Raw genomic sequence first — 11864 nt, 5'->3', positions numbered from 1 at the left:
CTTCACGCTTGAGCCCCCATAGCATCCGGGATGCTCAAGGGCTTCAACGTCAGTTCAAAATCATACCGGTGAAAACCAAACTGCGGGCACTTGTGCCTGCACCGTAATGGTCTTGACCTGGGTATAAGCATTCAGCGTTTCCCGGCAGAACTCCCTGCCGATGCCGCTATTTTTATACCCGCCAAATGCGGTGCCATCGGTGATATTCGAGTAGCGATTGATCCAGACCGACCCTGCCTCCAGCCGCGAAGCCGTCTGCATGGCATGCTTGAGGTTGCCGGTATAAATACCCGCAGCCAGCCCATATTCGCTGTCATTGGCCTGAGCAATCATGGACTCATAATCGTCCCACACGATCATCGATAAAACCGGCCCGAAAATTTCCTCCTGGCAAATCCGCATCTCATTGCGAGCCAACAGTAGTGTGGGCTGGATAAAGTAGCCTTGCTCGCATCCCTGAATGGCAACCCGCTCACCACCTGCGAGCAACTCGGCACCCTCTTTCACACCCTGCCCTATGTATTCCAGAACGCGCTGACCTTGACGGGCGCTGACCAGGCAGCTCACCCGAGAATCCTCTGCCAGCGGGGAGCCCACTTTCACGCGATTGAACGAAGCAATCAGCTTTTCCCGGAAAACGGTGGCAATGTCCGCATGCACGAACAATCGGGTACCAGCCAGGCAGGATTGCCCGTTGTTATGAATGGCGGCAAACGTAGCATTATCGACCACCGCATCAATGTCCTCAATATCAGGGAACACGATATTGGCGCTCTTGCCTCCCAGCTCAAGGGTCGAGGGCACAAGGCGCCTGGCAGCCACCCCGGCAACGATCCTGCCCACTTCGGTACTGCCGGTGAACGACAGCTTTCTGATCAGAGGATGTTCGCTCAGCGCTGAACCCACTGTTTCACCCCGCCCGGTAACCATATTCACAACGCCGCCGGGGAAAATCCTGTTGATCAACTTGCCCAATTCAAGGGTCGACAAGGAGGCGTTTTCATCCGGTTTCAACACCACCGTATTGCCCGCCACCAACGCTGGTGCGAGCTTGAACGCAGCCATGATCGCCGGCGCATTCCATGGGATGATCTGCCCGCAAACCCCTAGCGGCTCTCGTTTTGCGATGCTGTAACCACCTTCGATCTCACGTCCGCTGTCTTCATGAGCCATGATCACCGATGCGAAATACCGGTAGTGGCGAACCGCAGTCAGATAGTCCTTGCGCACTTCGCTGATACACCGGCCCACGTCATGGGCATCAATCATTGCGAGGCGTTCGCTATGCGCCTCGATTTCGTCCGCCAACAGGTTAACCAGACGAGCGCGTTTCTGTTGACCAAGCGCACGCCAGGCTGGAAACGCTATGTGGGCAGCCTTCACCGCCCGATCGACATCCGCTTCATCGCAATAACGGATATGCGCCAGATGATGACCGGTCGCGGGGTCGACAGCAGCAAAGGACCGCTCTTGGGCATCCGCTTCAAAAACACCATTGATCAGCGGCCCATAATGTTTATCGAACTCAACTCGCATGCAAAAACCTCATCTTTAAACCTGAAAACTGGATTAACTCTGCTATAAAGCGCTAATTACTTTGTCAAACGTCCTGAAAGGTGAAGCATGGATCCTCTGTCCGACGTCCTGGCTTTATTGAGAATTCGTAATTACCACTGCGCCACGCTCACACTGGGAGGCGACTGGGCGTTCAACTTTCCCCAAAGAGATGGCATCAAATTCACCGCCGTGATTAAGGGCCAGTGCTGGCTGCATGTGCAGGGTGAACAGCAGCCCCTGCAACTTGCTCAAGGCGACTGCTTCCTCATGACCCAAGGCATGCCATTCACGCTCTACAGCGATATGTCACAGCCGGTCATGGCTTCAGAAGGTCACTTTCAAACGCTCGCGGCAGATGAACTGGTGTTCAGTCATGGTGGCGATGACGTTCTGCTGGTCGGTGGCCGCTTTGACTTCACCGGCACTCCTGCCCGGTTACTGCTCAGCTCTCTGCCCTCGCTGGTTTATGTGCAAGGCAACGAACCACAGGCGTCGATCCTGCGCTGGGCCCTTGAACGGTTCACCTCGGAATTGCACCAGCAACGCCCTGGCCGATCGCTGATGACTGAGCATCTGGCGCATATCATGTTGCTGGAAGTCCTGCGCACCCATCTTGCAATCCTGGGCAGCAGCGGCAGCGGCTGGTTTCATGGTCTGGCCGATCGCAATCTCAGCCGCGCCCTGAGCGCGATGCATGGCGACCCGGCCTGCCGCTGGACCGTCCAGCAGCTGGCGCAACAGGCAACCCTGTCACGCTCGGCCTTTGCCTTGCGTTTCAAGCAGGTAGTCGGTGTGGCACCCATGGAATACCTGACCTGCTGGCGCATGTTGCTGGCCAGTGATCGCCTGCAAAACACCGGTGACTCAGTAGCAACCATCGCGTTTTCGTTGGGCTATGAGTCAGAGAGCGCTTTCAGCACCGCATTCAAGCGCGTCATGCTGCAATCGCCCCGCAATTATGTCCGTGAGCAATCAGCCCGCAATCAGTGCAGCCCACCGCCGATCACGAGTATCTCACCGGTGATCCAGCCCGCATCTCCCGACGCCAGAAAGGCCACAGCCGGGGCGATATCCTCAGGCTGACCGATGCGGCCCAAGGGCGTAATGGCCTCGATTTTCTGGCGAAAGGCGTCTTCAAAAAATCCGCTCGCGTGCACGCCCTCAGTCTCCACCAACCCCGGGTTGACCGAGTTGACCCGGATTTTTTTGGGCCCCAATTCATTGGCCAGGGTACGGGTGATGGCGTCAACCGCCCCCTTGGAGGCGGTGTAGACCGCAGAATTGGCAGGTGTAAAGGAGGTGACGCTGGAGCTGATATTGATAATGCTGCCGCCCGCAGGATTGAACACCTCGACCGCGGCCTGGGTACATTGGATCAGGCCCAGCACATTGAGGTCGAACTGGCGGTGAAACTCGTGCTCGGTGATATCGGCCAGAGCGCTGGTGGCGTAAACACCGGCATTGTTGACCAGAATATCGATATGACCGAATTTGCCGGCAATGGTCTTGAACAGCGTCTTGACTTCAGACTTGTTGGAAACATCCGCCTGAACCGCACAGGCCTTTGCGCCAGTCTGCACAATCTGCGAGACCACCCGGTCGGCATCCTCGCGGCTGTGGGCATAGTTGACGATCACGGTTGCGCCATCCCTGGCCAATTGCCTGGCAATTGCTGCGCCAATTCCTTTTGAGGCTCCGGTCACCAGTGCGATTTTGTTCTGCAGCTTTTTCATGCTTGCGTCCTTCAGAGGCTGGCTCAAATCAGTGAAGCCAGCTTAAAAGCAACGCAACGGACGGTTAATAGCCAGTACTCCAGAAAAGCTTCGTGATCGTCCAGCGTTTAGCGCGCACCACTGCACCCGCCTCGCGCAAGCGCTGCAGGCACAGTGCGTCGCAGCTCGATTTGTGACCCTCGAGATCCGCCTAACCATAGGTGGTGACGTAATCAAACGTATCTGGGAGACCAGTACCAAGCACGCTCAGAAGTTTGTCGATACGGGTTATTGAACAATTCCGTGGACAACGAGGTGCGAAGTTCAACTTCAACACAGTGATCGTGTCACCCAGGACTGAGCCTGGGTGACACGAAACCGTGTGTAGCGTTGTGTAGGTGTCAAATTAGTTTTTCTTGCCCAGGTTCCCCAGCCCGCCAAGCAAACCGCCCAGGCCACCCAAGCCGCCAGTGGCGGTGCCGGTGTTGCCCTGGCCGCCTGCCGAACCGCCGGTCCCGCCCACACTGGCCAAACCGCCCGTTACAGGACCCAGCAGACCACCGGTGCCAGAGCCAGTACCGCCCAGGCCCAGCAGACCACCGGTGCCGCTGCCAGTACCGCCCAGACCCAGCAAGCCACCGGTGCCGCTGCCAGTACCACCCAGACCCAGCAGGCCGCCGGTGCCGCTGCCAGTACCACCCACCCCCAGCAAGCCGCCGAGACCGCCCGCGCCGGAACCGGAACCTGCAGGCGGATTCAGGTAGCCACCGGTTTTACCCACTGCGCCACCTACACCGCCAAGCACATCACCCACCAGATGGGTAACCGGGTTATTCCCGGTGCCTGCCACTTTGTCACCCAGCCCACCTACCGTACCGCCGACTTTTTTCAGCAGACCATCCACAGGTGCCCCGAGGCCCGTGGTGGTGCCCACTTTACCGGTCACGTTTTCGACCAACGAGATCACGGGCACGACCACCTTGTCATTCACGCCGCCGGTCACGTTACCCAGCGCGCCGCTGGTCACGTTGGTGGTCAAGGTGTTGCCCAGCATGGTCACGGTGGTACCAACCTTGTCCACCAGCCCGCCAGCAGTGCCGGTGACTTTACCCACCACGCCGCCTACCAGCGGGACCTGACTGATCGGCGTTTTGTCCAGTAACGTGCTGACACCCGTGCCGAGTGACGAAACACCTTTGCCGACGTCACTGACCCCATGGGTGACACCGGCCACGGTGATGCCCAGCGAGTTCTTGTCTGTGCCCAGTGACCCCAGACCATGGGTCACCCCATCGGTAATGGAGGTCACGGCATTGCCGGTATTGACCACCAGCCCACCGGCTGCCCCGACCACCGGGACCTTGGTCAAGGTTTCGCCCACACCGCTGACCACGCCGCCAACACCGCCCACGGCAGTGCCGACCTGACCCAGTACCTCGCCTGTCACCAAAGGTGTTTTGCCGGCGCCGGGATTAACTGGATCTACCGGATCTACCGGGGTCACAGGATCCACCGGAGTCACAGGATCAACGGGCGGAGTACTCGCAACGCTGCTTCTGTGTCCACCACCGCCGCTATGGCACCCGGCGAGGCTAACGGTCATTACCAACAATAAAGCCGTACTTGTTTTCAACCACAATTGAGTGTTCATGATCAGTTCCCTGCGTCTGTAACGCCTGAGCTCAAAGACCTCTGCCCTGACGTCAGAGGTACATTCCTTGCGATCAGACATATCAACGCCGCAGGCTCTAACTCACAATTCACAACTTGGTATTAACGCTATCCAACTAACGCTCTACACGGCCCGAAAGCTAATGCTTAAGGTGTAGCAAACGCCGCAAAACACCTCATTTCAAACCCGGGCGGCAGGCAACCCTACTTAAGGTATAAGCACAATTAATTGAACCCCACACCCTGTTTATGCACCCGCCGCTGGTCAACGGGCCGTGCAGCGTGTGGCAGGTCTTCTACGCTCTACCCGTGAGTTTTCAGCGAGCCACCCTCTGCTTTGAGGTGCAATCATGCCCACCCACACCCTCCGTCTTCACCGTGTTATCAAAGCCCCGCCAGAGCGCGTCTACCGCGCATTCCTGGATGCCGATGCCCTGGTCAAATGGCTACCCCCGAACGGCTTTACCGGCAAGATCCATCATCTGGATGCCAGGGCCGGTGGCGATTACAGAATGTCGTTTACCAATTTCAGTACGGGCCAGAACCACGCGTTCGCCGGGGAATATATTGAACTGGTGCCCCATGAGCGTATTCGGTACACGGACACGTTCGATGACCCGAACCTGCCGGGCGTCATGCACACAACGGTCTCTCTGCGCGAGGTGTTCTGCGGTGTCGAGTTAACGATTGTGCAAGAAGGCATACCCGAAATGATCCCGGTGCAGGCTTGCTATCTTGGCTGGCAAGAATCGCTGGTGCTGCTCGCCAAACTGGTCGAGGCCGACATTCAGCAATGACAGGGTGGACGCCCTCCCCACACACCATCAGGCTCGCACCCCGGGTAATTGACCCTAAGTGCTTCACTCGTGAATCCGCCTGCTGTCGGTGGGTGCTTGAGCACGATCCTCAAGGCTGTAGTCACGCACAACCTGGGCGATGCGAAGGTGATAGTCATCGAATATTTCCTTTCGCCCTGCTGACTGGGCTGTGCGGTGCAACTCGATGCGCCGCCACTCCCCGATGGCCGCCTCGTCGCGCCAAAATGATAACGACAGCAGTTTTGTGGGCTCACTGAGGCTTTGAAAACGTTCAATGGAAATAAAACCATCCACTTCAGCCAGCAAGGGTTTGAGCTCACCCGCAAGGTCGAGATAACGCTGGTACTGCGCTTCGTGTGGCCAGGCTTCAAAAATGACGGCGATCATTGCGTGTGCTCCTGATGATAAAAACGCGGAATCCGGCCATTCAGTGAAGGCAGGTAACGCCACTGCAATGCATCTGCACTGAATGCGGGCTGTCGGCGCAGCAATGCCTGAATGGCATGCGACGCGATACTCAGCGCAAGTTGCTGACCAGGGCACTCATGCCGTGCGTAGCCAAAACTGAAGGTTCGCCGCGCAGGTCTGTCGAGCTGGAAACTGTCGGGGTCGGGATTGGCCCACGGGTCCCTGTTGGCGCTGGCCAATAACAACAGAACGGTATCCCCCGCCGCCAAAACGCGATCGCCTACCGTGCATCGCGCTGCCACAAACCGTCGGGTGTTCTGCACCGGCGAGTCATGCCGCGCCACTTCGGCTACCAGCTCGACCGCCCGCTGCGGTGCCTGCCGCACGCTTTGCAGCAGGCCGGGTTGCTGCTGCAAAGCGACCAAGGTGTTGCCGATCAAGCCTGCGCTGGCCTCACAGGTCTGTGATAACAGGCCGATCACGTTGGCAATCAAGGCATCACGGTCCGGCCAGTCGCCTGACTGATGCTGGCTATAGATGTGATCCAGAACACCGCGTTCCTTGCCCTCACTGCTGAGCAACCCATTGAACAAGTCGCCAAGCCTGACAGCGGCGACGTCAGCGGCGTGCAATTGCGCTTCATCGCTCAACGGTGAAAGGCAGGCGACAAAATCCCGGGTGCGCTCGGCGACTTCCTGCAATTGGCCGCAAGCGAAACCCAGCAAATCCGCGACAACCGACACGGGCAAGGTGAAGATCAGCGCATTCAGCTCTTCGAACGGGTCACCGGGCGAGTCGAACAGACGCATCACGCTGTGCGCGATACTGGCGGCCCCTATTGAGGCCAGGACAGGTGCAATGACACGCCTGGGGCATCGATGCCGCTCCCCTTCGTTCATCCGCATCAAATGACCGAAAACCTGCCCGGCCGAGCCATGAGCAATGGCACAAGGCACGGGCTCACCCGGTGGTCGAACCAGGCAATCGGGGTGGGTCGCAATGGCCTCCACGGCCCGGGCACTGCTCGCAATCCATAGCCCGAGCCCAGGGTCAAACCACAGCTCGCTGTGCTGCCTGAGCTGCTGGTAGTAACCGTACGGATCGGGATGTGTGGCGGCTTGAAACGGCGTCATTGTGCAAGTCCTGTTCACAAAGAAGCGCTACTATCGAACATCTTCAGTGCCCACGATTCGCTCAGGAGCGAAATATGGATTGCCTCGACAGTGAAACATCCTTGTCCCGGATCGCGGGTGCCATCGCCGAACCGGCACGGACAAAAATGCTGTGTTCACTGATGGATGGCCACGCCCGTACCAGCACGGAAATGGCCGTCATCGCCAACGTCAGCCCGTCCACCGCCAGCGCGCATTTGACCCGGCTCAAAGAGGATGGGCTGATCACGCTGTACATACAGGGCCGGCATCGCTACTACAGCCTGGCAGACGCGCATGTCGCCCAGGCACTTGAAGCACTGATGGTGATCAGCCAGAACGCCGCGCCAGCCTTTGTCCCCACCACCCCTGACAGATTGCAGTTCGCGCGGACCTGCTATGACCACATGGCAGGCACATTGGGCGTGCAGTTCCACGACCATCTCATTGACTCAGGCTGGTTAACGCCGGGCCTGGACGCCAGCAACACGTATCAACTGACCCCGGCCGGGGAAAATGCAATGAAGGAACTCGGGCTTGAGATAACCGCCATCAAGGCGCAGCGGCGTCGCCTTGCGTGTCCATGCCTGGACTGGAGCATGCGCCGTCCGCATCTGGCCGGTGCCCTGGGCGCTGCTTTTTTGCAACTGTTCATCGACCGCAAATGGGTCACCCAGGACCTTGATAGCCGGGTACTCGCATTAACCCCCAAGGGCCGCAAAGCGTTCTGCACCCGATTCGGGCTCACGCTTGAGATGGCCAGCCAGGCCCGTCCCGTATCGATACCGGTTACAGCGACATACGCTCAATAACCGGGCATTTCACCTTGTGGGTGAAGGGCTCGTCCCGGTTTTCGATCAGGTGCAGGGCGGCGCGGCAGCCCATCTCGTAATAGGGCAGTTGGACAGTGGTCAACGGCGGATAAAACAGCTCTGCAACGCCCACCATATTGTCGAAACCCAGCACGGCAACATCACCCGGTATCTTCAGGCCCTGGCCGAGCAAAAACTGGTAAGCGATCAGGGCAATACGGTCATTGCCACATATCAGCAGGTCAAAGCCCGGCCCGGCCGGGGACTCAGCCAGCTGGCGTTTGAGTTCGGTAATGGTTTCGTCATAGCCATCATCTGTCGACAGGTCATATTGCAGGACGCTGTCCAGAGGAATATCGGCCTCCATCAGGGCACGGGACAAGCCTTGCTGGCGTAACCCCCAGGCCATGCTGTTGCGCGGCAGGTTGATGCACAACGGGCGGCGATAGCCCTTTTGCAGGGCCCGGCGTACGGCTTGATACTGGCCGTCTTCATCATCGGAGACATAGCACGCCACGCCCGGGCTGCTGCTCATGCAGTTGCTCAGTACCAAGGGGTAATTGCGCAGCACTTCGGGGATGTCCAGCTCACGCAGTTGCATGGCGCTGAAGACGATCCCGTCCGGTCGATGGGACAGCATCAGGTCGATGGTCTGCTGGTTGGGCGGGGTTTCGAAGACGTTGATGATAAACACGCTCCAGCCGTTGTCCCGCGCGGTACGCTCCAGCGAGAGCAGCATGTCCACGGCAAACGGCGTGGTCGCCGTGTCGAGGGCGAACACGCCTATGGTCTTGCTGCTGGAGTGGCCACCGCGGATCTTGCGCGCAGACTCGCTGGGCACATAGCCCAGCGCCTCGATGGCCTGGCGAACCTTCGCCAGGGTGTCGGCGTTGAGCTTTTGCGGGGTGTTGATCGCCCTGGATACTGTCATCAGGGAGACCCCTGCCAACCGCGCAACATCTTTAACCGAAGCCATTTACAACTGCCCTTGTGTGATTCTCGGTGCATGGGTCATAACCGGCAGGAGCATGACAGCAAGCCTGTGGTGGCGCAAATGCCTGCCGATCCGTCTTGCGCCCTGCCCGCCATCTTGAGCACCCGAAAAAAACCTCGCCCCCGAACCCTGATTGCCCGGCTTTTCAGTGCTGTGGCATGCCCTGTTGAAGCGAGTTGTGTTAACGTTACCAGAACAGCTGTCCGGCGCATGAAACCCTGGCCCGGCAACTGGGTGCAACCCTGAAAAAACAATAATAAGAGGCTTATCAATGGACTTAGTTGCCCTGCGTCCCTGGGCAGGCTTGTGCCTGCTCGTCGCGGCCACCCCGCTTATGGCGGCAGCCCCGCCCAGTATCGAGGAGCGTCTCGCCAGGCTGGAGGCCAGGACTGCTGCTGCCGAAGCACGGGCTTCGACGGCCGAGAGCGATGCCAGGGTATTGCGCGACCAGCTTGAACAGCTCAACAGGCAGGTCACGGGCAAACCCCGGGCACCTGCCGGCGATAACACCGGGCTGATTGCAGCGAACCCGGCGCCGCCCCCGGCAGCACCTGCAACGCTGACCGCCCCTGCAGCCAGCTTGAACGATGGCTTCTCGTACACCGCCTATGCCCGCTCCGGCACGATCATCAACCAGGCGGCCGGTGCCGGTCATGGCAGTGCCTACATGACCCCGGCCGGTTCGGTAGGCGGCGCCATTGGCCGGCTTGGTACCGAGGTCGATACCTACATAGGCTTGAGCCTGAGCAAGGAGATGTACGCCAGCAACGGCACCCGGTCCACGTTCGTTGCCACCATCGCCGACGGGGTCGAAAACCCTAACGACTGGACTGCCGAAGACAGCGAATTCAACGTGCGCCAGGCCTACTCCCAGCTCGACAATCTGGCCTCGTTCCAGGACAGCACGATGTTTCGCGATGCAAAACTGTGGGCAGGCAAGCGCTACGACCGGGACAACTTCGATATCCACTGGCTGGATTTCGACGTGGTGTCCGTGGCCGGTACCGGTGGCGGTATTTATGACGTGCGCCTGAGCGAAGACTGGCGCATAAATGCCTCGGTGATCAGTCGCACCTTCGGCGACCTCAACACCGATAACGACAAGGACATCAGAAGCTACATCGCCACCCTTAATCAGTTCTTCGACGATGGCCGCTGGCAAGTCATGCTCAACGGCATCGAATCGCGGCAGAACAATGACCGCCTGAAGGTACAGGACGCGGCTGGCAACCTGACGCGGCGCAACAAGGCCGGCTACACACCGGCAGAAAGCGGCACCCACGCCATGCTTGCTTATCATCAGCCGGACTTTTTCGGCCGTGAAGGCATGTTCAAGACCGCCGTGTTTTATGGCAAGGGCCTGGGAGCAGAAATCAAAAGCGTGGGTTCGGACGGTGAATTACTTGATCAGGCCGAAGCAATGCGCCTGGTGGCCTATGGTCAAACGCACCTCAATTCCGACTGGCGCATCGCCCCGGCCCTGGTCGCCGAACACAGTAAAAACCGCTATGTGCCGGGTGACGACTATCGCTGGGTGACCCTCAACCTGCGGCTTGCCAACGAACTGGCACAGAATTTTGAAATGGTCTACGAACTCAGCTGGCAGGCAATGGACCTCGATCCACAGGGTTATTCTTCGCGTCAGGCGGTGAGCGGGGACTTCTGGAAGTTCACCATAGCGCCGACCTTCAAACCCGAAGTCGGTGACTTCTTCACCCGCCCGGAACTGCGCTTGTTCGCCACCTATATGGACTGGTCAAAGGCGCTGGATGGCTACTCCGACAGCGATGATTTCGGCCAGAAAGGCTTCAAGTCCGGCGGGGTCTGGCAACTCGGGGTGCAGATGGAAACCTGGTTCTGACAACAAGCAGGCAGACCTCAATCCCTGTGGGAGCCGCCTGCCGGCAAGCGGGTTCCCACAGTCATCAGGCATAGCGCGGCTGCACCGACCTTTACACCCAACCACCATCAACAATGAAGTTCTGCGAGGTGCACATCGCCGATGCACTGGAGGCCAGGAACAGCGCCATATTGGCGATATGTACCGGTTCCAGCGCTCCGGGCAGGCACTGGCTTCGTTCGATCAGCGCCCTGGCCGCCTCATCCACCCACAACGAAAGTTGCTTCTCGGTCATGACCCAGCCCGGCACCAGCGTATTGACCCGAATGCGGTCCGGCCCCAACTCACGGGCCAGCGCCTTGCTCATCCCATGTGTCGCAGCCTTGCTTGCGGCATACACCGGATAGCCGCTCGAACCGGTCATCCAGCCAATGGAACCGAGGTTGATAATCGACCCTCCGCCAGCAGCCCTCATCATCGGCGCCACGGCCTGAACCGCAAAGAAGGCATGCTTGAGGTTGACTGACACCATCTGGTCGAAACGCTCTGAGTCAACACTCTCAACTGTGTGCCGCACATCATTTGCGGCATTGTTGATCAACACCGTGATCGGCCCCAGAGTCTCCTGGAAAGCCCTGATGGCTTGCTGATAAGCCTCGACCCGGGTGATATCGCAGCAGGTAAAACTGACGTCATGTCCCGCCGCGCTCAAGTGCGCTTCAAGCCGTTCACCGGCCTCACGCGCCATGTCGACAAACGCCACCCTCGCCCCCTGCCCGGCGAAGGCCCGAACCATGGCCTCACCAATCCCCGAAGCCCCGCCCGAAATCAGCACAACCTTACCCTTGAGGTCCGGATAAACAGGCTGTGAGCCCTCTATTGTCGTCAATGTCATGTCATT

At 58.9% G+C, this 11864-nt stretch carries 10 protein-coding genes and 1 pseudogene; 4 read left to right on the top strand and 7 right to left on the bottom strand.

Going from position 1 to position 11864, the window contains the following annotated elements:
* Positions 1 to 60: 60 nt before the first annotated feature.
* On the bottom strand, positions 61 to 1536 hold the full coding sequence (locus BLW11_RS15160) for an aldehyde dehydrogenase family protein (RefSeq protein ID WP_048362009.1): 1476 nt from the start codon (positions 1534 to 1536) through the stop codon (positions 61 to 63).
* 87 nt (positions 1537 to 1623) lie between these two features.
* Here BLW11_RS15160 and BLW11_RS15155 point away from each other — a divergent pair.
* Positions 1624 to 2538 (top strand): annotated as a pseudogene (locus BLW11_RS15155) (AraC family transcriptional regulator); the annotation flags it as partial.
* A 2-nt stretch (positions 2539 to 2540) separates the two neighbouring features.
* Here the strand turns inward: BLW11_RS15155 and BLW11_RS15150 are convergent.
* Positions 2541 to 3290, bottom strand: coding sequence for an SDR family NAD(P)-dependent oxidoreductase (locus BLW11_RS15150; RefSeq protein WP_048362010.1), 750 nt, complete (start codon positions 3288 to 3290; stop codon positions 2541 to 2543).
* A 385-nt stretch (positions 3291 to 3675) separates the two neighbouring features.
* A complete protein-coding gene (locus tag BLW11_RS15145) occupies positions 3676 to 4773 on the bottom strand; it encodes a collagen-like triple helix repeat-containing protein (RefSeq protein ID WP_053069588.1) in 1098 nt (365 codons plus the stop codon).
* A gap of 517 nt (positions 4774 to 5290) precedes the next feature.
* Between BLW11_RS15145 and BLW11_RS15140 the strand changes: the two genes are divergently transcribed.
* Positions 5291 to 5737 (top strand): SRPBCC family protein, encoded by a 447-nt coding sequence (locus BLW11_RS15140; RefSeq protein WP_048362011.1) that lies wholly within the window; start codon positions 5291 to 5293, stop codon positions 5735 to 5737.
* Positions 5738 to 5800: 63 nt separating this feature from the next.
* On the opposite strand, the gene BLW11_RS15135 is transcribed toward BLW11_RS15140, so the two are convergent.
* The gene (locus BLW11_RS15135; protein ID WP_048362012.1) at positions 5801 to 6145 is read right to left on the bottom strand and encodes an antibiotic biosynthesis monooxygenase family protein; all 345 of its coding nucleotides are present in this window, start codon (positions 6143 to 6145) and stop codon (positions 5801 to 5803) included.
* Positions 6142 to 7299 (bottom strand): cytochrome P450, encoded by a 1158-nt coding sequence (locus tag BLW11_RS15130; RefSeq protein ID WP_048362013.1) that lies wholly within the window; start codon positions 7297 to 7299, stop codon positions 6142 to 6144. Before BLW11_RS15130 ends, BLW11_RS15135 begins: the two co-directional genes overlap by 4 nt.
* A 74-nt stretch (positions 7300 to 7373) precedes the next feature.
* On the opposite strand from BLW11_RS15130, the gene BLW11_RS15125 reads away from it, so the two are divergent.
* Positions 7374 to 8129 carry an ArsR/SmtB family transcription factor gene (locus BLW11_RS15125; RefSeq protein ID WP_048362014.1) on the top strand — a complete coding sequence of 252 codons (756 nt, stop codon included), beginning with the start codon at positions 7374 to 7376 and terminating at the stop codon, positions 8127 to 8129.
* Here the strand turns inward: BLW11_RS15125 and BLW11_RS15120 are convergent.
* The gene (locus BLW11_RS15120; RefSeq protein ID WP_048362015.1) at positions 8107 to 9105 is read right to left on the bottom strand and encodes a LacI family DNA-binding transcriptional regulator; all 999 of its coding nucleotides are present in this window, start codon (positions 9103 to 9105) and stop codon (positions 8107 to 8109) included. The two genes, BLW11_RS15125 and BLW11_RS15120, sit on opposite strands and share 23 nt — an antisense overlap.
* Before the next feature lie 289 nt (positions 9106 to 9394).
* Here BLW11_RS15120 and BLW11_RS15115 point away from each other — a divergent pair, with 289 nt between their 5' ends.
* Positions 9395 to 10984: a carbohydrate porin gene (locus BLW11_RS15115; RefSeq protein ID WP_048362016.1), complete on the top strand. Its 1590-nt coding sequence runs from the start codon at positions 9395 to 9397 to the stop codon at positions 10982 to 10984.
* Positions 10985 to 11075: 91 nt separating this feature from the next.
* Here the strand turns inward: BLW11_RS15115 and BLW11_RS15110 are convergent, their stop codons facing one another.
* Entirely contained in the window at positions 11076 to 11858 is a 783-nt protein-coding gene (locus BLW11_RS15110) for an SDR family NAD(P)-dependent oxidoreductase (protein ID WP_048362017.1), read from the bottom strand.
* Between the last annotated feature and the right edge of the window lie 6 nt (positions 11859 to 11864).

This window comes from Pseudomonas deceptionensis (genome assembly GCF_900106095.1).
GTDB lineage: Bacteria > Pseudomonadota > Gammaproteobacteria > Pseudomonadales > Pseudomonadaceae > Aquipseudomonas > Aquipseudomonas deceptionensis.
Note: the sequence above shows the minus strand (reverse complement) of the source record. Positions and strands in the feature narration are given on the sequence as shown.

Coding starts and splice junctions, on each gene's coding strand:
- BLW11_RS15125 (WP_048362014.1), top strand. CDS start 7,374: ATGGATTGCCTCGACAGTGAAACATCCTTGTCCCGGATCGCGGGTGCC.
- BLW11_RS15130 (WP_048362013.1), bottom strand. CDS start 7,299: ATGACGCCGTTTCAAGCCGCCACACATCCCGATCCGTACGGTTACTAC.
- BLW11_RS15110 (WP_048362017.1), bottom strand. CDS start 11,858: ATGACATTGACGACAATAGAGGGCTCACAGCCTGTTTATCCGGACCTC.
- BLW11_RS15150 (WP_048362010.1), bottom strand. CDS start 3,290: ATGAAAAAGCTGCAGAACAAAATCGCACTGGTGACCGGAGCCTCAAAA.
- BLW11_RS15140 (WP_048362011.1), top strand. CDS start 5,291: ATGCCCACCCACACCCTCCGTCTTCACCGTGTTATCAAAGCCCCGCCA.
- BLW11_RS15160 (WP_048362009.1), bottom strand. CDS start 1,536: ATGCGAGTTGAGTTCGATAAACATTATGGGCCGCTGATCAATGGTGTT.
- BLW11_RS15135 (WP_048362012.1), bottom strand. CDS start 6,145: ATGATCGCCGTCATTTTTGAAGCCTGGCCACACGAAGCGCAGTACCAG.
- BLW11_RS15120 (WP_048362015.1), bottom strand. CDS start 9,105: ATGGCTTCGGTTAAAGATGTTGCGCGGTTGGCAGGGGTCTCCCTGATG.
- BLW11_RS15115 (WP_048362016.1), top strand. CDS start 9,395: ATGGACTTAGTTGCCCTGCGTCCCTGGGCAGGCTTGTGCCTGCTCGTC.